Genomic DNA, 24,616 nt, shown 5'->3' on the forward strand with positions numbered 1-24,616 from the left:
GTTCACATCCTCACGAGTTGTTCAATTCACGGTAAGGGTCGTCCTCTTCGGCCAGCGCGTCGGCCAGTGCCGATGCGGCCCGGGCCGTTGGCCCTGAAAATTCATCCTCATCCAGAACCACCTTCATGGCCCAGGGGGGAACGTTGGCATCGTCGAATTTTTCGCCCAGGAACAGGAATGCGGTGTCGTAGGCCGGGCGGCGGGCCGGGTAGGTGCCCATGCCATCGGTAAAATAGAGCAGGCCCCGCAGGTTGGAGAACTTCTTCTCGGCGCAGAGCTGGTTCACATATTCAAAGGCAGGCCGGAAATCGGTGCCGCCGCCGCCCCGCAGCTCAAAGTGGTTCATGGCATGGATGAGCTCGTCTTCGTTACGGATGAGCAGATCCTGCCGGATGGCGTTGTCTGCCTGAATGAGATGCAGGTTTATCCGGTGAAAGAAGTTCTCCCGCCCTTTCAGCAGGGTATAGGTTTCGGCCAGAAAGGCCCGTACCAGCTCGCCGGAGGTGGAGTAGCTGGTATCAATGACCAGCGCCAGCTCCTCGATCTTCTTGCTTTCCCGGGTCTCCAGCGGCTCGATCAGGGGCATGTTTCCGTAGACCGACAGGCCGTAGGTGTAGAAGTTCAGATCGAACTCATCCGGATCGAGGTGGACCTCCTCCCGGGTCACGCAGAACCGGCGCAGGAAATCCTGATAGCTCCGGCGGCTGCGGTTGGCGGCCTTGACCTGCTGCTTCAGGGCATCGGCACCGTCACCGGCTTCCTTGTCCCGCAGGTCCAGCTCGGTCTGCATCCGCTCACCGATCTTCTGCCACGTCTTCTGGGGCAGGGGCGTGGGCATCTGTTGGGGCTGCTCGGGGGCATCCTTGGGCCACAGGCGGTGATCATCGGTGTAGAATTCCCGCTCCAGCTGGCGCAGAATGCCGGGGGTCTGGCCCGCCAGCCACCGGTAAGCCGGGGCAGCGGCCACCACCCTGCCCTCCGCGGCAATGGCGGCGTAGGCGTTCTGGCGCACCCAGGTCAGCGGGCGCTTGACACTGGAACGGTTCAGGCTGTCCAGCACGTTCTCCACGGCAATATCGCAGGCCAGATTCCACAGCCGGGCATCCCGCTTGCCCTTGAGCCAAAGATGCCGGAATACGCAGTGGAATACCGTGTGCAGATACAACCGATTGAGATATTTTGGGTTCTCCTGGTAGAGCCGCAGCAGGGCGCTGGGCTGATAATAGAGGTTCACGCCGTCTGTGGCCAGCACGCCGCACCGCTCGTCCGGTACCGGGGCCAGGGCACTGAGCGCCATATCCAGAAAGCGGAAGTCGAGGTACAGCCCGCTGCGTACCACAGCCAGCACCTCGCCGCCCATCCGGGCCTGCCACTCCTCGTGGGTCTCGGGCCGTTTGGATGCAAAGGGCTTGCGGGGGTCGAAGAATTTTTCTTTTTCAGAAATCAAAATCATACCTCCGCTTCTTCGGGGCGGAACCCCTCTTTTTGTGCTCTGCGTCGGCCAGCAGTGCAGCGGCAGCTGCGTTGTCTGCCTTGGCGGCAAGTGCCGCGCCCTCAGCAAAGGCAGCAGCATCCAGCACATCCAGCGCCAGCAGATCCTTTATGCTGTCGGTATCCTGTGCCTTCAGCAGGCGCTGGAGCACAAGGCCGGTGTGAGCGGCCAGAAATTCACGGTAGGGGGCCTTTGCCTTTTCGGTCAGGTTCCATGGCCAGCGCAGGCGGTCGAAGCAGAGCATGGCCGCCACGCCCTGATCCTCGGCGGCGTGGCCGTCCGGGAAGATGGCATCATATTCTGCGGAAAGGATTTTTCCATCCAGAAAACACTGCCTGTAATGATATCCCTGCCCCGAAAAGGTGTGAAGCAGGATGTGGGCGGGGCTTTCCTCCACGTCCTCCCAGTAGGCGGGGTACCATAGCCCTGCCTGGGGACGCGCCTCACCCGGGAGCCAGAACAGTGCCCGCACGGCCTCGGTGATGTTGTTCACAAGGGCGAACAGGCCGGTCTTTTCCTCGGGAGCGGCCCGGACAAGGAGGTCTGCCAGCGCAAAACAGTTCAGGAACACGTCGCTGCCCACGGTCAGGTCGCCGGCTCCCACACTGAGCCGCCGCAGCCTGCGGCAGTTGTAAAAGGCGCAGCTGCCGATGACCTGCAGGCTGTCCGGCAGGATGATCTCCTCCACGAAATTGCCGCACACCGGGTGCAGCTCCTCCGGGGCAGCAGCCCCTTCCCCGAAGTCGAGGTCGTAGCGGCCATGCTGTCCGGTCAGGTTGCGGCCAAAGGCCTGCACAAGGGTGCAGGTACCGTCCGGGCCGACTTCATAGCGGCAGAGCGCATCGGCCCCGGGCAGGCTTCTGGGCTTCTCGGAGAAGCAGTAGCCCCCTAGCTCAGTGATGGCCAGCACCCCGCCCTCCGGGCCCGGTACGCTTGCGGGAAGGGCCACACAGGGTGCGTCGCCGTAAACACGGGTCAGGCGGGCGGTGTTCTTCTGTAACGGGATGATATCGATAAACATAGGGTCTCCTAACAAAAAAACTGCTGCACGGGCAGAGCCGTGCAGCAGTTGGGAGGGATGCGGTTACTGTGCGGCCTGTGAAGAAGCGGTAGAGGCGGCCGCATTGTCGGCAGCTGGAACCGTGCCGGTATTGGCAATATACAGGCTGAGGAACACACCCATGATGAGGGTGGCAACAGCCATCAGGATCGCATTCCGGATCAGATGCTTTTTCATCTGTTTGTACTCCTTTGAAAGGATTTACTTTGCAGGCTTGAAGCTGTCGCGCAGAGTGACCACGCGGTTGTACACGCCGGGGTTCTTGCTGTCCGGGGTGAAGAAGCCGGTGCGGACAAACTGGAACTTCTCGCCGGGCTTGGCATCCTTCAGGCTCTCTTCCAGCTTGCAGCCCTTGCGCACCACAACGCTCTCGGGGTTCAGGTAATCCTTGTAGTCGCTGCCCTCGGGGATGGCGTTCATGTTGGCCTCGGTAAACAGCTTGTCGTACAGGCGGACTTCAGCATCCACAGCGTGGTCAGCGCTGACCCAGTGGATGGTGCCCTTGACCTTGCGGCCATTGGTGGGGTTGCCGTTGCCGGTCTCAAGGTCGGCGGTGCAGTGGATGGCGGCGATGCTGCCATCGGGGTTCTTCTCCACGCTCTCACACTTGACGATGTAAGCGCCCATCAGACGGACTTCACCGCCAATGGTCAGACGCTTGAACTTCGGGGGCGGCACCTCGGCAAAGTCCTCGCTCTCGATCCACAGCTCGCGGGTAAAGGCAACCTTGCGGGTGGAGGCATCGTTGGCTTCGCGGTTGGGGTTGTTGGCCACCTCAAAGAATTCGGTCTTGTCGGCGGGGTAGTTGTCCACGACCAGCTTCACAGGGTCCAGCACGGCGATCCGGCGCTGGGCGGTCAGGTCCAGCTCACTGCGGATGCAGGCTTCCAGCTGACGCATGTCGATCAGGTTGTCGGACTTGGAGATGCCGGCCTCCCGGACAAAGGTGAAGATGGAGGTGGGGGTGTAGCCGCGGCGGCGCAGGCCGCACAGGGTCGGCATCCGGGGATCATCCCAGCCGTCTACGATGCCCATTTCCACCAGCTCGCGCAGGTAGCGCTTGCTCATCACGGTGTTGGTCATGTTCAGACGGGCAAACTCGCGCTGCTTGGGGAACTCGGTGCCGAAGATATTCTCGATGACCCAGTTGTACAAGGGACGATGATTCTCGAACTCCAGGCTGCACATGCTGTGGGTGATGCCCTCAATGGCATCCTGGATGGGATGCGCAAAATCGTACATGGGGTAGATGCACCACTTGTTGCCCTGGCGGTGGTGTTCAGCATACTTGATGCGGTAGATGGCCGGGTCACGCATGTTCATGTTGGGGCTGGCCAGGTCGATCTTGGCACGCAGAGTCTTTTCACCCTCCTGGAACTCACCGGCACGCATCCGGCGGAACAGGTCCAGATTCTCCTCCGGGGTGCGGTCACGCCACGGAGAGGGACGGCTGGGCTTGCCGGCATCGGCACCACGGTACTCGCGCATCTCGTCACGGGTCAGGTCGTCCACGTAGGCCTTGCCCTCCAAGATGAGCTTCTCGGCGTACTCGTAGCACTTGTCAAAGTAATCGCTGCCATAGAAGATGCCGCCGTTGGGGTCAGCGCCCAGCCAGTGCAGATCCTCAATGATGCTGTTGACATACTCCTCACCTTCGCGGGCGGGGTTGGTGTCGTCCAGGCGCAGGTTGAACTTGCCGCCATACTGGTTTGCGATGGACCAGTTGATGTAGATGGCCTTGGCGCTGCCGATGTGCAGGTAGCCGTTGGGCTCCGGCGGGAAGCGGGTATGGATCTCGCTGATCTTACCCTCGGCCAGGTCAGCGTCGATGATCTCCGTCAAAAAGTTTTTATCTGCCATAGTGGTTTCCCCCTTGGTTTCAGGGCATCGCAGCCCGGAATTACACTTTCTTTCAATACACTTTATAATACACCATTTTTGGCTCTGCTTCAAGGCAAAAATACAAAGTAAGGGTGGTTTTCGGTGCCCCGGGCAGATTTCCGCATTCTGCGCACTTGACGAATGCACAAAAAAAGGGTATAGTATGGTAGTGTTCATTTTTACGGGGTGTTGCGCAGTTGGTAGCGCGCCTGCTTTGGGAGCAGGAGGCCGCGAGTTCGAGTCTCGCCACTCCGACCACGGAAAAAGCCACGATACGGCGCCGGAAATGGCGACTGTATCGTGGCTTTATTTGTTGTATAAATGCTCTGAAAATGCTGGTTTGTGCGTCTTTTGTGCGCTATTGGCTCAAAAACTGCTGACGGAACAGACAGAGTTGAACCGTGAACTTTGTACAGCTTTACACTGTTCAACAAGGTTTTTTGTACTGAATCTATGGTCAGAGTTCCAATAGCTCAAAAGTCAGAGCCATCTGGTATGCGTCAGATGATTTGCTGGCTGGCCGTAGTGTGGAGATGAAATTTTCGGCTTCCTGCTCAGTGTCAAAATAATATTTGCCCAGTACCAGGGGAGGGTCTTGATAATGGCTGGTTATCTTGACCACATATTGCTGTTTAGACACAGTCTCATCTCCTTTTAATTGTTCAGAACCACCCACGACGTTTCTTGCCGACACGGTACATCATAATCTTGGAGCCAAAACAAACGAGACTGCTCCACTCATAAAATTTACCTCCTGTATCCTGCAATGTTTTCTGGTGTGATGCAAGTTTAGCAGATGTGCTGTCCGATAATGCGGATTTTTAAGTGGACTTTTGCGTTTTTTGACTGGGTGCTGTTTGGGATTCTTCGTGCTCCAATATGCAGCAAAGCCAAAAAGGCACGCTGATCCGTTGGAGACCAGCGTGCCTTTTTGTATTGTTTCTGTCATTTAGATGATATAATCATTCCCCGCCTGATCGGGTGCGGCGAGGTCGGCCAGAGTGATCTTGCCAAAGTAGTCGGCGATCATGTCGTTCAGGCCCTTCCACATCGCATAGGTTCGGCAGTTGGGCAGCCGCTCGCAGGCGGGAGCACCGGGCACAAGGCAGCTCACGGGGGCAAGGCTGCCCTCGGTCAGCAGCAGGATCTCTGCCACGGTGTACTGGTCGGGGGTGCGGGTCAGCCGGTAGCCGCCGCCCTTGCCGCGCAGACCTTCCAGAAAGCCGTTCTGCACCAGCACCTTCAGGATGTTTTCCAGATATTTTTCCGAGATCTCCTGCCGTTCGGCGACCTCCTTCAGCGGCACATACCGCTCCGCCTGGTGTTCGGCCAGGTCGATCATTACGCGCAGTGCGTAACGGCCCTTGGTTGAAACGATCATAGCTTTTCTCCTTATCAACCCCTCAAACGCTTTGCGCCAGCGGCCCAGTCAGGGGCGGCAATGCGCAGGCATGGATGGTGGGGTTGTCCTCTTCTCATTAACAAACCTATTATACAACAGGGTTTGTAACTTTTCAATCGCTTTTTCGTTTTTCCATTGACAAAGGGGGAAAAGAGGACTATAATACCATCAAACCTACAAACCATGTTGGTTTACAGGGAATATGGAATGCGTCAGAATAACATCCCGGGCCCTGCGCCCGCAGAGGGAGGACTTTTACTATGAGCAAGATTTACACTTCCGCAGATCAGCTGATTGGCCACACTCCGCTGCTGGAGCTGACCCATATTGAGAAGGAAGCAGACCTGAAGGCCACCGTTCTGGCCAAGCTGGAATACTTCAACCCCGCCGGCTCTGTCAAGGATCGCATTGCCAAGAAGATGATCGACGATGCCGAGGCCACCGGCAAGCTGAAGCCCGGTTCCGTGATCATTGAGCCTACCTCCGGCAACACCGGCATTGGTCTGGCCGCTGTGGCCGCTGCCAAGGGTTACCGCATCATCATCGTGATGCCCGAGACTATGAGCGTGGAGCGCCGCCAGCTGATGAAGGCTTACGGCGCAGAGCTGGTCCTGAGCGAGGGCGCAAAGGGCATGAAAGGTGCCATTGCCAAGGCGGATGAGCTGGCAAAGGAGATCCCCAACGCCTTTATTCCCGGCCAGTTCGTGAACCCTGCCAATCCGCAGGCACACATCGAGACCACCGGCCCTGAGATCTGGGAGGACACCGATGGTCAGGTCGATCTCTTTGTGGCTGGCGTTGGCACCGGCGGCACTGTTACCGGCGTGGGCAAGTACCTCAAGAGCAAGAACCCCAATGTCAAGGTCGTGGCTGTGGAGCCTGCCTCCTCTCCTGTGCTGAGCAAGGGCGTTGCAGGTGCGCACAAGATCCAGGGCATCGGCGCGGGCTTTGTGCCGGATGTGCTGGATACCAAGGTCTACGATGAGATCATCACCGTGACCAATGAGGATGCCTTTGCGACCGGCCGTCTGATCGGCCACAAGGAAGGCGTTCTGGTGGGGATCTCTTCCGGTGCAGCGGTCTGGGCTGCGCTGGAGCTGGCAAAGCGCCCCGAGAACGCAGGCAAGAAGATCGTTGCCCTGCTGCCCGATACCGGCGACCGTTACCTGTCCACCCCGCTGTTTGCTGAATAAGCTGTAACCCCACAAGCCGCTGCGCAGAAATTTTTGCGCGGCGGCTTTTTTTGTGCTACAATAAACCCATCAATTCCAAGGAGAACTGTTATGAACTACTACGACGCCCCGATGGAGGGGCTGACAGACCGCATCTGGCGGCAGGCCCACCAGCGCTGGTTCGGTGCACCGGAGGCTCCGGTGCGGTACTATGCGCCGTTTCTCTCGCCGCCGGAGAACCGGGTGCTCATCAAAAAGAAGATGGCTGAGCTGGAACCGGCGGCCAACCCGGGGGTGCAGGTCATCCCGCAGCTGCTGGCAAAGGACGGCGAACTTGCGGCCTGGATGATCGGGGAACTGCGCCGGATGGGCTATACCGAGGTCAACCTGAACTTCGGGTGTCCCTCCGGCACCGTGACAGCCAAGGGCAAGGGTTCCGGAATGCTCCGGGACCCGCAGAAGCTGGATGCCTTTCTGGACGCTGTTTTTTCGCAGGCAGGCGGGCCGGTGTCGGTCAAGACCCGGTTGGGCGTGGCCCGGGCGGAGGAGTTCGGGGAGATCCTGAACGTTTACAACAAATACCCCCTCTGCGAGCTGACCATCCATCCCCGGGTGATGAAACAGCTCTACCGCGGCCAGGCCGACCGGGAAGCCTTTGCTGCCTACCTGCCCGCCTGCACTGTTCCGGTCTGCTACAACGGCGATGTGACCACTGTGGATGACCTGCGGGCACTGGAAGCGGCATTTCCGGGACTGTCGGGCATCATGGTGGGCAGGGGCCTCATTGCAGACCCTGCTCTTCTGCGCAAGGCTGTGGGCGGCCCTGCCGCTTCCCGGGAAGAACTGCGCGGCTACCATGATGAGCTTTATCACGGCTACACCGAAGCCTTTGGGATGGCCAGCTGTGCCGTGAGCCGGATGAAGGCCCACTGGTTCTACCTCATCCATCTTTTCGATGGGGCCGACGCACTGAAAAAGCCCCTGCGCAAGGCCCGGGAAGGCTGGGAGTATGAGACGGTGGTGAACCAGATCTTTGCCTGCTGGCCAAAATAAAAGCCCGCCGCCTCCTGCGAGGCAGCGGACTTGTGTAAGCGCGGCTCAGACGTTCAGGTAGCTGCGGAGCATGGCCTGCAGCAGATCGTCACGGTCAACTTTGCGGATGAGGGAGCGGGCTCCCTTGTATGTGGTGATATAGGTGGGATCTTCGGACAGGATATAGCCCACCAGCTGATTGACCGGATTGTAGCCCTTTTCCTTTAATGCATCGTACACCTGCTGTACGATCTCGTGAATCTCGTAGTCCTTTTTGTCGTGGATCGAAAAAATAGCAGTCGCGTCGCCCACGCAATGCACCCCCTTCGGTATCCCTCTCGCATTCCGTTCCGAGAGGTCATTGGAACTTATAGCCCATTGTACACGAAATGAACGCTGACTTCAAGATTCCAAGCTGGAATTTGCACACTTTGCCTAAAAATTTTTGAAAATTTGAGTAAAAAGAACGGAACGAATTTTTCCGTTCAGGAGGTTTTTCATGGTCTACGGAATCGGCTGCGACCTGTGCAGCATTGCGCGGATGGAAAAGAGCCTGCTGGGCCCCCATGGCGCGGTCTTTGCACGCCGGGTGTTCGGCCCGGCGGAGCAGGCGGCACTGGGCCTGCCTCTGGCAGAGGAAGAGGGCACGGCACGCCGCACCGCCCATACCATGGCCAGCGCGGCGGCGGACTTTGCGGCCAAGGAGGCTTTCCTCAAGGCGGCGGGCACCGGTCTGCGGGAGCCCTTCTCCCTCTGCGAGATAGAAGCCGTCCGCCTGCCCGGCGGTGCACCGGCCTATCACTTTTCCGGCCGGAGCGCCCAGTGGGTGGAAGCACGCCGCCTGCGGGCACATCTCTCCCTGAGCCATGAAGACGGCATGGCCATGGCGTACTGCATCCTGGAAACGGAAACCTGAACTTCTCAGCTGCATACAATGGAATAAGCCCGCGCGTGCATAGCGGCCCTGCAGTCGGCTCATACTAAAGGCAGAGCGACTGAGGATGCGCAAAACGCACCACATAGCGGGCGCATCCTCCAAGATCAGGGAGGGAAGATTCCATGGAGGTACACAGAGGAGAAGTTTTTTACGCCGATCTTTCACCGGTGGTGGGCTCGGAACAGGGCGGCATCCGGCCGGTGCTCATCGTCCAGAACGAGATCGGCAACCGGCACAGCCCCACCGTGATCGCAGCGGCCATTACATCCCGGCTGGACAAAGCCCGCCTGCCCACCCATATCAACATCCGGGCGGCAGATACCGGCCTTGCCAAGGACAGTGTGGTGCTGCTGGAACAGATCCGCACGCTGGATAAGCACCGCCTGCGCGAGCGGGCCGGGCAGATCACGCCTGAGGATCAGCGTCGGGTGAATCAGGCGCTGGATGTCAGCCTTGGGCTGGACAGCTACTGACAAAAAAATGAGACTGCCAAGGCCTGGCAGTCTCATTTTTTGATGATTCCGGTTATTTTACGCTGTCCTGCGCGTCGTGGAGCAGGGCATATTCGCGGATCTTTTCCAGCGTCTGCTCACTCAGGATATGCTCTGCCTTGCAGGCATCCTCGGCGGCGACCTCCTCGTCCACGCCCAGCTGCACAAAGAAATGGGTCAGCAGGCGGTGGCGGCTGTAGATGCGCTCTGCGATCTCGCGGCCCGGTTCCAGCAGGGTCAGGTTGCCCTCACCGTCCACCGCGATATAGCCGTTCTCCCGCAGCTTCTTCATGGCAATGCTCACGCTTGCCTTGGTATAGCCCAGCTCATTGACCACGTCGATGGAACGGACACGGCCCATTCTCTGGTTGAGCATCAGGATCGTTTCAAGATAATCTTCTGCGGATTGGTGGATCTGCATGGTATCGGCCTCCTGCCTTCTTGATTCCCGGCCCGGGGCTGAAAACGCACGTCGGTTCGGTTTGTTATAGAATACCACATTCTCCCGGGGGATGCAAGTAATCCCTAAAAGTTTGTTAAAACAAACCAACTGAAACATGAAAAATCTGTGGGTTTGTGCGCAGGAACCACCGGGCAGCAGGCAGGGGGAAGGGGAAGAGGAAGGTAAAAGGAAGGTTTTTTGTGTGAAACTCACAGTCTCCAACGTGTTTTTGAACAACAGCTGTGCAAGCCGCAGAAAATGGCTCCAAGACAGAAATTAGGTGTGTCGAAATCTGTTTTTTGTGATAAAATAAAGACAGATATGCGCTTTCAGCATCTGATTTCATCGTCAAGACAACAGGAACATTGAAGGAGTTGTAAGTATGTCCAACGAGATCAATCCGATGGCATTTTTCCAGGAACCCAGCGTGGCAGACCTGCGTCTGCTGGCCTGCCCCGGTGCAGAGGAGCTGACCAAGCTGATCGACCAGCATCTGGTGGAATGGGCAAAGTCCGCAGGCGTGGAGAAGGATAGCTTTATCATCCCCTGCGAGTGCCCCCGCTTCCAGAGCGGTGACGCAAAGGGCCTGGTCAGGGAGTCTGTGCGCGGCGACGATATCTTTATCGTTATCGATCCGGGCAATTACAGCGTTACCTACAACCTGTTCGGTTACGAGAACCACCTCTCCCCGGATGACCATTTTGCCAACCTCAAGCGCCTGATCCAGGCAGTGGCCGGCAAGGCACACCGCGTGTCCGTTATCATGCCCAGCCTGTACGGCGGCCGTCAGCATCGCCGCGTGGTTCGCGAGAGCCTGGACTGCGCTGTGGCCCTGCAGGAGCTGCAGACCATGGGCGTGCGCAACATCATCACCTTTGATGCCCACGATCCCCGCGTTCAGAACGCTGTGCCGCTGCTCAGCTTCGACAATGCAATGCCCACCTATCAGGTGCTCAAGAGCCTGCTGAAGAAGAACCCCGAGATCAGCTTTGATAAGGAGAAGTTCATCGTGGTCAGCCCCGACGAGGGTGCCATGAACCGCAACATGTACTTCTCCAGCGTGCTGGGCTGCAACCTGGGCATGTTCTACAAGCGCCGCGATTACACCCGCGTGGTGAACGGCCGCAACCCCATTGTGGCACACGAGTATCTGGGCGATTCTGTTGAGGGCAAGACTGTCTTTATCGCCGACGATATCATCGCTTCCGGCGAGAGCATGCTGGAGGTTGCCGGCAACCTGAAGGAGCGCGGCGCTGCCCGCATCATTGCCAACGCGACCTTCCCGCTGTTCACCAGCGGCCTGAAGAAGTTCGATCAGGCAGTTGCCGATGGCAAGCTGGACTACGTTGTGGGCACCAACCTGACCTACCGCCAGCCCGAGCTGCTGACCCGCGACTGGTATGTTGACGTGGATGTCTCCAAGTATGCTGCCTACTTCGTGGTGGCACTGAACCACGATATGTCTGTTTCCAGCATCATCGATCCCATCAAGAAGATCGAGGCTCTGCTGGCAAAGCGCGGCTGATCAGAAAGAATGCAATGCAAAAGGAGCTGTACTCCCGCGGGGTACAGCTCCTTTTCGTATGTACAGCATTCAGCAGAAGCCGGGGCTGCTGTTCCTCAGCGGTTCCGGTAGGCCTCCGGACCTTCCAGATACAGATCTCCGCCGTGGGCATCCAGGATGACAGTCAGGGGCATGTCCTGCACGGTCAGGCGGCGGACGGCTTCACAGCCGAGGTCGGGCCAGGCGATGACCTCCAGCGTCTGGACGCTCTTGGCCATCAGGGCACCGGCACCGCCCAGAGCGGCCAGATAGACCGCGCCGTTGCGGACAACGGCTTCCTTGACAGCGGCATCCCGCTTGCCCTTGCCGATCATAATTTTGTTGCCCAGGTCCAGCAGGCGGGGGCTCATGGCATCCATCCGGCCGCTGGTGGTGGGGCCGGCAGAGCCGATGACCTTACCCGGGCGCTCCGGGGTGGGGCCGACATAGTAAATGGCGCTGCCCTCAAGGTCGAAGGGGAGCGGTTCGCCCCGGTCCAGTGCTTCGATCATCCGCTTGTGGGCCTGATCCCGGGCGGTATACACCACGCCGGAGAGCAGCACGGTATCGCCTGCCCTGAGGGGGGCCAGATCCTGGGCGGTGCAGGGGGTGGTCAGTCTGTATTCCATTGCAAAGCCCCTCCTTACAGCCGGGCCGACGCGCGGCGGGTGACATGGCAGGAAACGTTCACGGCTACGGGCAGGCCCGCCACATGGGTGGGCATCTGCTCAATGGCAAGGCCCAGACAGGTGGTCTGGCCGCCAAAGCCCTGCGGACCGATGCCCAGCTCATTGATGGCGGTCAGCAGCTCCCGCTCCAGACCGGCATAGTAGGGATCGGGGTTGGGAACATCCAGCGGGCGGAGCAGTGCCTTCTTGGCCAGATAGGCCACCTTGTCAAAGCTGCCGCCCACGCCGATGCCCAGCACGATGGGCGGGCAGGGGTTGGAACCGGCCAGCTGGACGGTCTCCAGCACGAACTTCCGGAAGCCCTCCACGCCGTCGGCGGGCTTGAGCATCTGGATGCGGCTCATATTCTCGCTGCCAAAGCCCTTGGGGGCCACGGTGATGGTGCAGCCGTCGCCGTCCACCAGATGAACGGTGATGGCTGCGGGGGTGTTGTCGCCGGTGTTGCCCCGGCGCAGCGGATCGGCCACGATGCTCTTGCGCAGGTAGCCGTCGGTGTAGCCGCGGCGCACGCCCTCGTGGATGGCGGCTTCAAAGCTGCCGTCGATGTGGACATCGGTGCCCAGCTCCACAAACACGCAGGCCATGCCGGTGTCCTGGCAGATGGGCAGGTCTTTTTCTCTGGCGGCGCTCAGGTTGGACCACAGCAGGTCCAGGGTATTCTTTGCCAGCGGCCAGGGCTCTTCCTGCCGGGCCTTGTCCAGCGCCGCCTGCACATCCTGCGGCAGGCGGGTGTTGGCCTCGATGCAGAGCCGGGCTACGGTATCGGTGATGGTTTGTGCGGAGATGTTCCTCATCTCGTGTTCCTCCCTTTACAGGCGGGCAACGCCGGTCTCGCGGGCAGCCTTTGCCACGGCAGCAGCCACGGCCTCGGCCACACGGGGGTCGAACGCGCCGGGGATGATGTTCTCCTCGCTGCGGTCGGCATCGGTGATCAGGTCAGCGATGGCATAGGCTGCGGCCAGCTTCATCTGGTCGTTGATATCGCGGGCGCGGACGCTCAAAGCACCCTTGAACAGGCCGGGGAAGCAGAGCACATTGTTGACCTGGTTGGGGAAGTCGCTGCGGCCGGTGGCCATCACGCGCACGCCGCCTGCCTTGGCTTCGTCCGGCATGATCTCCGGGGTGGGGTTGGCCATGGCAAAGACGATGGCATCCTTGTTCATGGTCTTGCACAGCTCGGTGGTCAGGATGCCGGGGCGGGACACGCCGATGAACACGTCGGCTCCCTCGATGGCTTCCTTCAGGCCGCCCTTGATCTGGCGGGGGTTGGTCACCTCGCCCAGCCAGTTCTTGTGGGCCTCGGCGCTGTTGCAGCCCTTGTACAGGGTGCCGAACTGGTCCACGGCCACGATGTCCTTTGCGCCAGCGGTCATCAGCATCTTGATGATGGCAGTACCGGCAGCGCCGGGGCCGTTCAGGACGATGTGCACGTCCTCCATCTTTTTGCCCACCACGCGCAGGGCGTTGATGAGGGCGGCGGTCACCACGATGGCGGTGCCGTGCTGGTCATCGTGGAACACGGGAATATCCAGCTCCCGCTCCAGCGTCTCTTCGATCTCAAAGCATTCGGGGCTCTTGATATCCTCCAGATTGATGCCGCCAAAGGTGGGGGCAATGGCCTTGCAGGCTGCGATCACGCTGGCGGCATCGTGGGCATCGATACAGATGGGGAAGGCATCCACGCCGCCGAACTCCTTGAACAGCACGGCTTTGCCCTCCATCACAGGCAGACCGGCCTCGGGGCCGATGTCACCCAGGCCCAGCACGGCGGTGCCGTTGGAGACAACGGCCACCATGTTGCCCTTGAAGGTGTACTTATAAACATCGTCGGGGTTTTCCTTGATCTTGCGGCAGGGCTCGGCAACGCCGGGGGTGTAGGCGGTAGACAGGTCGTCGCGGGTCTTGACCTCCACCTTGCTGGTAATGCCCACCTTACCGTGGTGGGTCTCGTGCATTTCAAGGGCGGCTTTGTTGTAATCCATGGGGTATTCCTCCGTTTGTATCGGGCGCTTCCCACGGAAGGGAGCGGCCGGGGTTTCTCGTATCTCTTTTATTTTAACAGAACCGGGCGGGCATTTCCACCGGAAAAGCCGCTTTTTCGGCCAGTGCCCCGCAAAAGTCGGACAAACCCGGCGCTCTATTTGTGGAATTTCTGCAAAATTCTTTTCTTTTTCACTTTTGCCCTTTATAATAAGGTCTGTACTATGCGACCCGAATCTGAACCCGGCGGGATGCCGGTGTTCCAACAGGAGGAACTTTATTTTGAAAAAGATCATCACAAAGGCGGTCTGCCTGCTCTGCGCCGGTGCGCTGGTGCTGGGCGCAGCAGGCTGCTCCAAGTCCGCTGATTCTTCTTCTGCTGCTTCCAGCACAGCCGCCGCTGTTTACGGCAGCGCGGAAGATTACGATTACGAGAACTTCTCCTACAGCAGCGGTCTGGACGAGAATGGCTACTGGGAGGGCGTGAAAGCGCTTGACTATGTCACCCTGCCCGAGAACTTTGCAAGCCTTACCTTCAAGCGTTCTGAGATCGAGCCCACCGAGGAGGAACTCCAGAGCGAGATCGACAGCCTGCTCAGCGACCACGCCACCGAGAAGCAGGTAACGGACCGTGCCGCAGCGGACGGCGATACCGTCAACATCGACTATGCCGGTTCCGTGGATGGCGTTGCGTTCAGCGGCGGCACTTACAGCGGCTACAGCCTGACCTTGGGCAGCGGTACTTTCGTCGATGGCTTTGAGGATCAGATCGTAGGCCACACCCCCGGCGAGACCTTTGATGTCACCGTGACCTTCCCGGAGGGATACAGCGATTCTACCGATTCCGAGGGCAACACCGTTGTCCTGAGCGGCAAAAAGGCTGTGTTCTCCGTTACCCTGAACTACATCAGCGAGAAGGTCCTGCCCGAGCTAACCGACGCGTGGGTGGCCGAGAACTACGGCGAGAGCGATGATGTTCACACCGTGGAGGAGCTGAAAGCGCTCTACCAGAAGATGCTCTACAACACCAACCTGCAGAACGCCATCATGGACGACCTGCTGGCGAACTCCACCTTCAAGGAGCTGCCCAAGGAGGTCACCGATTATCAGGTGAACCAGTGCCTGAACTACTACTACACCATGGCCAACTACTACGGCTACGATCTGGACAGCTTTGTGCAGACCGCCGCTGGCTATGAGAACGCCGATGACCTGCTGGAGGGGATGAGCGACAGCATCACCACCTACTCCAAGGAGGCTCTGCTTTATCAGGCAGTGGCCGAGACACTGGACATCGTGCCCACCCAGGAGCAGATCGATACCTATTCCTCCTACACCGACACCTATGGTGAGAACTACTGCACCATGGTCGCCCTGATGGATGCCGTCACCGATGCGCTGACGGAGAGCGCAGTGGTGAGCTGAGTGCCCTGCCCCCATATCAAGAGAACTTGTGCCGCTTCGGGTCCGCCGGGGCGGCATTTTTGTCTTGTTTGCAAACAATTTGTGAATTGTTGCCGTACCATCGAAAACCCTATTGACAAAGTGGGGTGTTTGGAGTATAGTTTTAGCAGTCGAACAGATAGAGTGCTAAAAATGAAATGGCAATCAATCTGAAAGACTGCTGAAATAACATTTTCGGTACGAATGGAGGTCGATTCTATGAATACCAATCAATATACGCAGAAAACACTGGAAGCTCTGCAGGCTGCCCAGCAGCTGGCTGTGGAGTACCAGCACAACGCTTTGGAGCCGGAACATCTGCTGCACGCCCTGGCTTCGCAGGAGCAGGGCCTGATCCCGCAGCTTCTGCAGAAGCTGAACGTGGACCCGGGCAGCTTTGCCGCTGCTGTGGCTGAAAAGCTGTCGGCCCTGCCCCGGGTGTCCGGCTCTGGCCGTGACCCGGACAAGGTCTATATCTCGCAGGCAGCGGATAAAGTCCTGAGCGCTGCCGCCCGGGAAGCCAAGGCCATGAAGGACGAATACGTCAGTGTTGAGCATGTGTTCCTGGGCCTGCTGGATGAGCCGACCCAGAACACCACGGAGCTGTTCCGCGCCTTCAACATCAAGAAGGATGCGTTCCTGCAGCAGCTGACTGCCGTGCGCGGCAACCAGCGCGTGACCAACGACAACCCCGAGGATACCTACAACGCTCTGCAGAAATATGGCCAGGATCTGGTCGATCTGGCCCGGAAGCAGAAGCTGGACCCCGTGATCGGCCGTGATCAGGAGATCCGCAATGTGATCCGCATCCTGTCCCGTAAGACCAAGAATAACCCCTGCCTGATCGGTGAGCCCGGCGTTGGCAAGACCGCCATCGCCGAGGGCCTGGCCCAGCGGATCGTGCGCGGCGATGTGCCCGAGAATCTGAAGAACCGCACCGTGTTCAGCCTGGACATGGGTGCGCTGGTGGCCGGTGCAAAGTACCGCGGCGAGTTTGAGGAGCGCCTGAAGAGCGTCCTGAATGAGGTCAAGAAGAGCGAGGGCAAGATCATCCTCTTCATTGATGAGCTGCACACCATCGTGGGTGCGGGCAAGACCGACGGTGCCATGGACGCGGGCAACCTGCTCAAGCCCATGCTGGCCCGGGGCGAGCTGCACTGCATCGGTGCAACCACGCTGGACGAATACCGCCAGTATATCGAAAAAGACCCCGCTCTGGAGCGCCGGTTCCAGCCGGTGCAGGTGGATGAGCCCACAGTGGAGGACACCATCTCCATCCTGCGTGGCCTGAAGGAGCGCTATGAGGTGTTCCACGGCGTGAAGATCAGCGATAATGCGCTGATCGCCGCCGCAACCCTCTCTGACCGCTATATCACCGACCGCTTCCTGCCGGATAAGGCCATCGACCTGGTGGATGAAGCCTGCGCCATGATCAAGACTGAGATGGACAGTATGCCCAGCGAGATGGATGATCTGGCCCACCGCATCACCCAGCTGCAGATCGAGCAGGTCAGCCTGAAAAAGGAGACCGATGCCCTGAGCCAAAGCCGCCTGCATGAGCTGGAAAAGGAACTGGCCGAGCTGCAGGATAAGTTCCGCAGCATGAAGGCAAAGTGGGAAAACGAGAAGAACGCCATTGGCAAGGTGCAGACCCTGCGTGAGCAGATCGAGCAGACCAATGCCGCCATTGAGAAAGCCCAGCGTGAGTATGACCTGAACAAGGCTGCTGAGCTGAAATACGGCAAGCTGCCCGAGCTGCAGAAACAGCTGGAAGCGGAGGAAAAGCTGGCCAACGAGAAGAAGGAGGACAGCCTCCTGCGTGACCGCGTGACCGATGAGGAGATCGCCCGCATTGTGGCCCGCTGGACCGGCATCCCGGTGGAGAAGCTGGTAGAGGGCGAGCGCGAGAAGCTGCTGCATCTGGACGATGTGCTCCACAAGAGAGTCATCGGTCAGGACGAGGCCGTGACCAAGGTGAGCGAGGCCATCCTGCGCAGCCGCGCCGGGATCGCCAACCCCAACCGCCCCATCGGCAGCTTCCTCTTCCTCGGCCCCACCGGTGTGGGCAAGACCGAGCTGGCCAAGGCGCTGGCACAGGCTCTGTTTGACGATGAGCGCAACATGGTGCGTATCGATATGACGGAGTATATGGAGAAGTTCAGCGTCAGCCGCCTGATCGGTGCGCCTCCGGGATACGTGGGTTATGAGGAGGGCGGTCAGCTGACCGAGGCTGTCCGCCGCAAACCCTACAGCGTGGTGCTGTTCGATGAGGTGGAAAAGGCCCACCCCGATGTGTTCAACATCCTGCTGCAGGTGCTGGACGATGGCCGCATCACCGACAGCCAGGGCCGTACCGTGGACTTCAAGAACACGGTGATCATCCTGACCTCGAATCTGGGCAGTGACATCATCCTGAACGATCTGGAGCAGCGCCGGGCACAGGGCACCAACGAACTCAGCGACGAGGCAAAGCATCAGATCGACCTGCTGCTGAGGAGCAAGTTCCGCCCCGAGTTCCTGAACCGTCTGGACGAGATCGTCTACTACAAGAGCCTGACCAAGGACGAGATGCGCAAGATCGTGGATCTGCAGCTGGCAGACCTGCGCAGCCGCATGGACGAGGGCAAGCACCTGAATCTGGACGTGACCACCGCCGCCAAGGACTACATCATCGATTCTGCCTACGACAGCGTCTATGGTGCCCGCCCCATCAAACGGTTTATCCAGAGCCGGGTGGAGACTTTGATCGCCAAGGCGATCATTCAGGGCCGCTATGCCGAGGGCAGCACACTGACCGTGGATTACGACGGAAATGCCCTTGTGCTGAAATGATTTTCCACAGTTTTACCAGTTTTGTACCTCTGTGCCGGCTGTAATGCTTGCATGGGGGTGCGGAATATGATATTATAACAAGTAACATTGATGTGCTTTTCATCGCGGAACAGCCACGGTGGAAAGCACATTTTTGTATCCCTAGGAAAGAACTCCTTCCGTCATCGCTGCGCGATGCCACCTCCCTCGGTGAGGGAGGCTGACCGTGCGGCAAGGCTCCCTCTTTGAGGGAGCTGGCTGCGAAGCAGACTGAGGGAGTCCGTTCTTTAATAAAAAACAGAAAGTTGAGTGTGATTTTCCTTTATTATGGACGATGGCAGTATGACGCTCTGGGTAGCGCTGGTGATCCTGGTGGGTTTCTCCGCCTTTTTCTCCGCATCCGAGACCGCATTTTCCTCCCTGAATCAGATCCGCCTGAAAAGCCGCGCCGAGGACGGCGATTCCTCTGCCGCCCGGGTGCTGGCCATGGCGGAGCAATACGATAAGCTGCTTTCCACCATCCTCATCGGCAACAATATCGTGAACATCGCCGCCGCTTCCATCGGCACCATCCTGTTTACCCAGATGCTGGGTGCCGAGCGGGGCGCAACGATGTCCACCATTGTGCTGACGATCATCGTGCTGATCTTTGGCGAGGTGACTCCCAAGAGCCTGGCCAAGGAGATGCCGGAAAAGGTGGCTACGGCAGTCTCGCCCTTCCTTGTGCTCCTGATGGCCCTGATGACCCCGCTGACCTGGCTGTTCACCCAGTGGAAAAAACTGCTGGGCCACTTTGTCCACAGCGGCGAGGCCGATACCATCACAGAGGGTGAGCTGATGACTATGGTCAGCGAGGCTGAAAACGACGGCGAACTGACCGACCGGGAAAGCGAGCTCATCCGCAGCGCCATCGAGTTCGATGACGTAGAGGTGGAGGAGATCCTGACCCCCCGTGTGGATGTGGTGGCTGTGGAGGATGATATCCCGCTGGAGGAGCTGGCCCAGACCTTTGCGGAGTCCGGTTACTCCCGTCTGCCTGTCTACCACGGCACCATTGATAACATCATTGGTGTGGTACATGAAAAGGATTTCTATATCGCCCGCCTGAAAAAGGCGACCAAGATCGATGATCTGGTGGTGCCCACCCTGTATACCACGGGCTCCACGCAGATCTCCCAGCTGCTGCGCACCCTCCGGGAGCAGCACCACCACCTGGCCGTTGTTGTGGACGAATACGGCGGCACCGAGGGTATCATCACGCTGGAGGATATCCTGGAGGAGCTGGTGGGTGAGATCTGGGATGAGCACGACGAGGTCACTGAGGACTTCCGCAAGCAGTCGGACGGCAGCTGGCTGGTGTCCGGCTCTGCCAGCGTCGATGATCTGTATGAGGAGCTCGACCTGCCGGAGGAAGAGGATATCGATTCCAATACCGTCAACGGTCTGGTGCAGGAAAAGACCTGCCATCTGCCCAAGGTAGGCGACCGCTTTACCCTGGGCGAGTACGATGGTGTTGTTACCCGCACCGCCAAGCGCCGCGTGACGGAGGTGCGCCTGACCCCCGCCGCCCCGGCTGAGGATGCCGAGAAGGACGACGAAAAGGATAAGCGCTTCTCCCGCCTTGCACAGCGCGGGGAGAGCCGCTGACAGGAAGCATAAGATAAAAACAGTGAAACGCCGCCGGGTGGAGCTTTTGGCTCTGCCCGGCGGCGTTTTCTTGATTCAAGTCCTTGCCCGCAGCCCTGCACTGTGCTAAACTGAATAAAATACAGAACGCAGGAGGACAAGGAACTTGAAACGGATGTCGAAGTTTGCGCGCCGGTGTGCGGCGCTGATGCTGGCGGTGGTGCTGCTCTGCATGGCAGTGCCTGCCGCCTTTGCAGCGGAAGGGGACACCCTGCCCGCCGGTGCCACCACCATGGGCGGTGCCAACACTACTCTGATCCCGGACGAGGAGGAAAACTGCCTGAGCTGGCTCTTCGGCTCCGGCGATACCATCACCATGCCCTACCTGAACGTCAAGGGGCAGGGCCTGCGCCGGAACGTGACCCTGGATCTTGAGGACTGTCTGGTGGGCATCACCTACACCGAGCTGGGCTCCATCGGCAGCTATGTCAGTGACGCGGCGGCACAGCAGGCGTGGAAAGCGCAGGCGGTGGCCATCCACTCCTATCTGGAATACCACAAGAAATACGGTTCTTCGGCCAACGCGCTGGTGTACACCCCCGTGGACCAGATCCCTTCCTCTGCCCGCAGCGCCATCCGCAGGGCAGTCTCTGAGGTCAAGGACGAGGTGCTGACCTGCAACGGCAGCGTCATCGATGCAGTGTGGTCGGCCAGCGCGGGGTACAACACCCAGACCGGCGTGTACGGCACCTGCTCCGGTCTGGATGCCTGGGGCACCGATGTGCCCTATCTGCAGAGCGTGGAAAGCCCCTACGAGGAGCAGTATCACAACCTGATGCGCCGGATCATCGGCAAGGATTACCGCTACATCGAGTATAACGACAGCAAGACCGGCCAGCCCTACGAGAGCGCCGACACCACCCATAAGGATCTGGGCGGCTTTGTCCAGTACAATACCTTTGTCTCGAACGGAAAGAGCTACCGCTACATCGGCCAGTTCGTTTCCTCCCGTTATTGCTTTGATTTCAGCGCGGACGAGAACGGATCCCCCTGCATGAACTACTATGGCTTCGGCCACGGTGTGGGCATGAGCCAGTGCGGCATGGTGGGCTATGCGCAGGAGCAGGGCATGGGCTACCGGGACATCCTGCGCCACTACTATACCGGCGTGTCCTTTGGTACGGTGGGCAGCGGCAGCTCGAACGGCGGCCTGTTCGGCTGGCTGTGGAGCCTGCTGGGGCTGTAATAAATTTTGCACCGGAAAGCGCAGGAAATGCGGAAAAGCGCTTCTCAAACGGGACGAAATCTGGTATACTATTATAGTTTGTAAAAATGCGTCTGGGCGGTGGAATGGCCCAGTGAAGTGGAGAAGTCGGAATGCAGTTGGAGAAAGCAAAGGAAACAAAGCAGGACATGGAGCGCTGCCGCCTGCTGGCACAGCGCATTGCGGAGGAGCTGGCCCCGGCAACAGCTGCGGTGCTGAACGCCGAGACCCCGGCACTGGAAAAGGCCCTGCACCGGGCGGGCGTGGATGCCAACCCCTTTACAGTGGCTGCCCGGCAGGCAGACCTGCTGGTGGTGGAGGACCCCGCCTGGGTGGAGATGCCCGCGCAGCTGCCCGGACAGGTGCTGCTGGTGTTTACCGGCAGCAACGTGGCTGAGGGCTGGGCCGAGGAACTGGCCCGCCGGGGCTACTACCGGGATTTCCGCTGGCGCAGCCGGGGCCGTGCCCAGCAGTCGGCTCTGTACTGCACGGTCCAGCCTGCCACCGCCGAGATGATCGCGGGCTATGAGAAGGAGTTGGATCTCCTGCGTGACCGGATGGTGCGTGCCGAGCGCACCTGCAACGAGGAAGCCGCCCTCATTGAGCGGCTCCGCAGCGATCTTTCCCTGAGCCGCAGCCATGCCAAGAACCTGGAAAAGACCCTGAACGAGGTGACCAGCTCTACCTTCTGGAAGCTGACCTGGCCCATGCGGTATGTTGTCAGCAAGAGCCGCCAAATCTGGCACACCTTCCCGCTTTTCGTCCTGCTGGGTGAGCTGCGCCGGGACGGCATTTCGGGAGTGCGGGAGCACGCCCGCGCCAGGCGGGAATATGCCGCCCTCTTCCCGGGGAACCTCCTGCGGGCCGACCGTTTTGCCCCGGTGGAGCTGCTGGTCAGGCAGGCGAACGATCAGCCTGCCGGGCCCAAGATCAGCATCGTGGTGCCTCTGTACAACACCCCGCTGGATTTCCTGGACGAGATGCTGGATTCCGTGGTGAACCAGACCTACAAGAACTGGGAGCTCTGCTGCGTGGATGCCGGTAAGGACGAGGCCGTAGGCCAGCATGTGCAGGCCCGTGCGAAGGCCGATGCACGCATCCGGTATCAGAAGCTGGAAAAGAATGAGCTGATCCCCGGCAACACCAACAAGGGCTTTGAGATGGCCACCGGTGAGTATATCGCCCTGCTGGACCACGATGACCTGCTGCATCCCTGCGCCCTGTGGTACGCGGCCAGGGCCATTGCCGAGCAGAAGGCCGACTTTGTCTACACCGACGAGGCGACCTTTGAGGGGAAGCCGGAGCATGTGGTGCTCTACCACTTCAAGCCCGACTTCATGCTGGACAACCTCCGCTCCAACAACTACATCTGCCACCTGACCGTGTTCAGCCGCGCCCTGATGGAGCGGGCCGGCGGCGGCGAGCGGATGGAGTACAACGGCAGCCAGGATTACGAGCTGTTCCTTCGCCTGACGGAGCAGGCTGAGAAGATCGTTCACATTCCCCATGCTCTGTATTACTGGCGCTCCAGTCCCGGCAGCACGGCGGCAGATATCTCCGCCAAGACCTACTGCATCGACGCAGGCATTGCGGCCCTCAAGGCCCACTATGCCCGCTGCGGGATCGCTGTGGACGATGTTGCCCTCATCCCCGGCACCCCGGGCTATTACAAGACCGATTACACCATCGAGCACCCGGGCCGGGTGAGCATCCTCATCCCCACCTGCGACCACATCCGGGATCTGGAGCTCTGCGTGGATTCCATCTATGCCCGCACCACCTACCCGGATTTTGAACTCATCCTCATCGAGAACAACAGCAAGCAGCCCGAGACTTTCCGCGCCTACGAGCGGATGCAGAAGGAACACCCGGACAACCTCAAGGTCGTGACCTGGGAGGGCAAGGGCTTCAATTACAGCGCCCTGAACAACTTTGGTGAGCAGTATGCCACCGGCGAATACCTGCTGCTGCTCAATAACGATACCGAGGTCATCACCCCCAACTGGCTGGAGGAAATGGTCATGTACGCCCAGCAGAAGCGGGTGGGCTGTGTGGGTGCAAAGCTGCTTTACCCCGATGACACCATTCAGCACGCCGGCATCGGCTTTGGCATCGGCGGTGTGGCGGGCCACCTGCACAAGTATTTCCCGGCAGCATCCGATGGCTACATGGGGCGGCTGAACTATGTGCAGGATGTTTACGGCGATACCGCCGCCTGCCTGCTCATCCGCAGGGAGATCTATGATGAGATGAACGGCCTGGACGAGAGCTATGCCGTGGCCTTCAACGATGTGGATTTCTGTGTCCGTGTGCGGGAGGCAGGCTACACCAACGTGTTTACCCCCTTTGCCCAGCTCTACCACTACGAGAGCAAGAGCCGCGGCACCGAGGACAACCCCGAAAAGCAGAAGCGCTTCCAGGGCGAGGTGCTCCGCTTCCAGGCCCGCTGGGGAGACCTGCTGGCCGCAGGTGATCCCTGCACCAACCCCAACTTTGATATCCAGCGTGAGGACTTCACGCTGAAGATCCTGCCTTTGGAGTGAATTGATGAAACTATCAGCCTGTATTGTTGTATATAACGGCTATGACGAGGCGCTGAAGGCGGCGCAGACGGTGCTGCACTGCACGCGCCGCTACCCGGTGACCCTGTATCTGGTGGACAATGCCAGCCCGGACGGCAGCGGCAAAAAGCTGGAGCAGGCCGTGGCGGACGGCCTGCTGGCAGCAGGCCCGGGCCAGCAGGTGGTGGTGCACTGCCGCACCGAGAACGGCGGCTTTGGCACCGGCCATAATATGATCCTGCCCGAGCTGGACAGTGATTTCCACTTTATCCTCAACCCGGATATCCAGCTGACCGCTGATACCCTGAGTGATCTGGCCGACTGGATGGCCGCCCACCCGGATGCCGTGATGGCCCGGCCCTCGCTGGTGTTCCCGGACGGCAAGCCCCAGCAGCTGCCCCTGCGCCGGTGCGCCCTGCGGCCCATGCTCTACCGCCAGCTGCCCCGGCTCAGCTTCTGGAAAGGCCAGAACGACCACTACCTGATGCTGGATGAGGACCTGACCAGGCCCATCGAGATCGAGTTCTGCACCGGCAGCTTTTCCGGTGTGCGTACCAGCACCTTCAAGGCGGTGGGCGGCTTTGACGAGAGCTACTTCATGTATGTGGAGGACGCGGATCTCACCCAGAAGATGCGCACTCAGGGCAAGGTGTATCTGGTGCCCCAGTATACCGCCATCCACGCCTGGCACCGCGCTGCCCACCGGGATCTCAAGCCCGCCCTCTGGCAGACGGGAAACCTGCTGAAGTATTTCCATAAGTGGGGCTTCAAGTGGTAAGAAACGCTCCAC

22 protein-coding genes and 1 tRNA gene are annotated in these 24,616 nt (G+C 59.5%); 12 read left to right on the forward strand and 11 right to left on the reverse strand.

Features of this window, described 5'->3' with window-relative positions:
- Positions 1-10: 10 nt before the first annotated feature.
- The 4 genes from MTP42_RS02920 to MTP42_RS02935 form a co-directional block, all read right to left on the reverse strand.
- Complete coding sequence (locus MTP42_RS02920; protein WP_249257930.1) at positions 11-1,453, reverse strand: vWA domain-containing protein; 1,443 nt, start codon at positions 1,451-1,453, stop codon at positions 11-13.
- Positions 1,437-2,513 (reverse strand): leucine-rich repeat protein, encoded by a 1,077-nt coding sequence (locus MTP42_RS02925; protein WP_249257931.1) that lies wholly within the window; start codon positions 2,511-2,513, stop codon positions 1,437-1,439. The genes MTP42_RS02920 and MTP42_RS02925 overlap by 17 nt, the downstream gene beginning before the upstream one ends.
- A gap of 63 nt (positions 2,514-2,576) precedes the next feature.
- Positions 2,577-2,729 (reverse strand): hypothetical protein, encoded by a 153-nt coding sequence (locus MTP42_RS02930; RefSeq protein WP_005936439.1) that lies wholly within the window; start codon positions 2,727-2,729, stop codon positions 2,577-2,579.
- A 24-nt stretch (positions 2,730-2,753) separates the two neighbouring features.
- Entirely contained in the window at positions 2,754-4,412 is a 1,659-nt protein-coding gene (locus MTP42_RS02935) for a glutamine--tRNA ligase/YqeY domain fusion protein (protein WP_249257932.1), read from the reverse strand.
- A gap of 203 nt (positions 4,413-4,615) precedes the next feature.
- Between MTP42_RS02935 and MTP42_RS02940 the strand changes: the two genes are divergently transcribed.
- Positions 4,616-4,691: transfer RNA gene (locus MTP42_RS02940), tRNA-Pro, on the forward strand.
- A gap of 199 nt (positions 4,692-4,890) precedes the next feature.
- Here MTP42_RS02940 and MTP42_RS02945 read toward each other — a convergent pair.
- Entirely contained in the window at positions 4,891-5,109 is a 219-nt protein-coding gene (locus MTP42_RS02945) for a hypothetical protein (RefSeq protein WP_249257933.1), read from the reverse strand.
- Between the two features lie 273 nt (positions 5,110-5,382).
- The gene (locus MTP42_RS02950; RefSeq protein WP_156060034.1) at positions 5,383-5,814 is read right to left on the reverse strand and encodes an RrF2 family transcriptional regulator; all 432 of its coding nucleotides are present in this window, start codon (positions 5,812-5,814) and stop codon (positions 5,383-5,385) included.
- A 281-nt stretch (positions 5,815-6,095) separates the two neighbouring features.
- Here MTP42_RS02950 and cysK point away from each other — a divergent pair, with 281 nt between their 5' ends.
- Together cysK and MTP42_RS02960 are read left to right on the forward strand one after the other, a co-directional pair.
- Entirely contained in the window at positions 6,096-7,028 is a 933-nt protein-coding gene (cysK, locus tag MTP42_RS02955; protein WP_005936447.1) for a cysteine synthase A, read from the forward strand.
- Positions 7,029-7,118: 90 nt separating this feature from the next.
- Positions 7,119-8,060: a tRNA dihydrouridine synthase gene (locus tag MTP42_RS02960; protein ID WP_249257934.1), complete on the forward strand. Its 942-nt coding sequence runs from the start codon at positions 7,119-7,121 to the stop codon at positions 8,058-8,060.
- 45 nt (positions 8,061-8,105) lie between these two features.
- Here the strand turns inward: MTP42_RS02960 and MTP42_RS02965 are convergent, their stop codons facing one another.
- Positions 8,106-8,351: an IreB family regulatory phosphoprotein gene (locus MTP42_RS02965; RefSeq protein WP_005936452.1), complete on the reverse strand. Its 246-nt coding sequence runs from the start codon at positions 8,349-8,351 to the stop codon at positions 8,106-8,108.
- 187 nt (positions 8,352-8,538) lie between these two features.
- Here MTP42_RS02965 and MTP42_RS02970 point away from each other — a divergent pair, with 187 nt between their 5' ends.
- Both MTP42_RS02970 and MTP42_RS02975 read left to right on the forward strand, forming a co-directional pair.
- Positions 8,539-8,955, forward strand: a complete 417-nt coding sequence (locus MTP42_RS02970; protein WP_249257935.1) for a holo-ACP synthase — start codon at positions 8,539-8,541, stop codon at positions 8,953-8,955.
- A 143-nt stretch (positions 8,956-9,098) separates the two neighbouring features.
- On the forward strand, positions 9,099-9,449 hold the full coding sequence (locus MTP42_RS02975; protein ID WP_005936458.1) for a type II toxin-antitoxin system PemK/MazF family toxin: 351 nt from the start codon (positions 9,099-9,101) through the stop codon (positions 9,447-9,449).
- A 52-nt stretch (positions 9,450-9,501) separates the two neighbouring features.
- On the opposite strand, the gene MTP42_RS02980 is transcribed toward MTP42_RS02975, so the two are convergent.
- A complete protein-coding gene (locus MTP42_RS02980) occupies positions 9,502-9,888 on the reverse strand; it encodes a metal-dependent transcriptional regulator (protein WP_035395062.1) in 387 nt (128 codons plus the stop codon).
- A gap of 403 nt (positions 9,889-10,291) precedes the next feature.
- On the opposite strand from MTP42_RS02980, the gene MTP42_RS02985 reads away from it, so the two are divergent.
- Positions 10,292-11,434: a ribose-phosphate pyrophosphokinase gene (locus tag MTP42_RS02985; RefSeq protein WP_005936461.1), complete on the forward strand. Its 1,143-nt coding sequence runs from the start codon at positions 10,292-10,294 to the stop codon at positions 11,432-11,434.
- 95 nt (positions 11,435-11,529) lie between these two features.
- On the opposite strand, the gene MTP42_RS02990 is transcribed toward MTP42_RS02985, so the two are convergent.
- The 3 genes from MTP42_RS02990 to MTP42_RS03000 are packed head-to-tail and all read right to left on the reverse strand — an operon-like array spanning position 11,530 to position 14,123.
- Positions 11,530-12,081, reverse strand: coding sequence for a Fe-S-containing hydro-lyase (locus tag MTP42_RS02990; RefSeq protein ID WP_249257936.1), 552 nt, complete (start codon positions 12,079-12,081; stop codon positions 11,530-11,532).
- A 14-nt stretch (positions 12,082-12,095) separates the two neighbouring features.
- Positions 12,096-12,935 carry a fumarate hydratase gene (locus tag MTP42_RS02995; protein ID WP_249257937.1) on the reverse strand — a complete coding sequence of 280 codons (840 nt, stop codon included), beginning with the start codon at positions 12,933-12,935 and terminating at the stop codon, positions 12,096-12,098.
- Positions 12,936-12,950: 15 nt separating this feature from the next.
- Positions 12,951-14,123 (reverse strand): NAD(P)-dependent malic enzyme, encoded by a 1,173-nt coding sequence (locus MTP42_RS03000; protein WP_098923223.1) that lies wholly within the window; start codon positions 14,121-14,123, stop codon positions 12,951-12,953.
- 280 nt (positions 14,124-14,403) lie between these two features.
- On the opposite strand from MTP42_RS03000, the gene MTP42_RS03005 reads away from it, so the two are divergent.
- From MTP42_RS03005 to MTP42_RS03030, 6 genes are all read left to right on the forward strand, one after another.
- Positions 14,404-15,546 carry a trigger factor gene (locus MTP42_RS03005; RefSeq protein WP_249257938.1) on the forward strand — a complete coding sequence of 381 codons (1,143 nt, stop codon included), beginning with the start codon at positions 14,404-14,406 and terminating at the stop codon, positions 15,544-15,546.
- A 237-nt stretch (positions 15,547-15,783) separates the two neighbouring features.
- Positions 15,784-18,396, forward strand: coding sequence for an ATP-dependent chaperone ClpB (clpB, locus tag MTP42_RS03010; RefSeq protein ID WP_249257939.1), 2,613 nt, complete (start codon positions 15,784-15,786; stop codon positions 18,394-18,396).
- A 306-nt stretch (positions 18,397-18,702) separates the two neighbouring features.
- Positions 18,703-20,022 (forward strand): HlyC/CorC family transporter, encoded by a 1,320-nt coding sequence (locus tag MTP42_RS03015; RefSeq protein ID WP_097772740.1) that lies wholly within the window; start codon positions 18,703-18,705, stop codon positions 20,020-20,022.
- A 154-nt stretch (positions 20,023-20,176) separates the two neighbouring features.
- Positions 20,177-21,247 carry a sporulation protein SpoIID gene (locus MTP42_RS03020; protein ID WP_249257940.1) on the forward strand — a complete coding sequence of 357 codons (1,071 nt, stop codon included), beginning with the start codon at positions 20,177-20,179 and terminating at the stop codon, positions 21,245-21,247.
- A gap of 131 nt (positions 21,248-21,378) precedes the next feature.
- Entirely contained in the window at positions 21,379-23,808 is a 2,430-nt protein-coding gene (locus tag MTP42_RS03025; protein ID WP_005936485.1) for a glycosyltransferase family 2 protein, read from the forward strand.
- A 4-nt stretch (positions 23,809-23,812) separates the two neighbouring features.
- On the forward strand, positions 23,813-24,604 hold the full coding sequence (locus tag MTP42_RS03030; RefSeq protein ID WP_207697820.1) for a glycosyltransferase: 792 nt from the start codon (positions 23,813-23,815) through the stop codon (positions 24,602-24,604).
- Positions 24,605-24,616: the final 12 nt, after the last annotated feature.

The organism is Faecalibacterium sp. I2-3-92 (assembly GCF_023347315.1).
Lineage (GTDB): Bacteria > Bacillota > Clostridia > Oscillospirales > Ruminococcaceae > Faecalibacterium > Faecalibacterium duncaniae.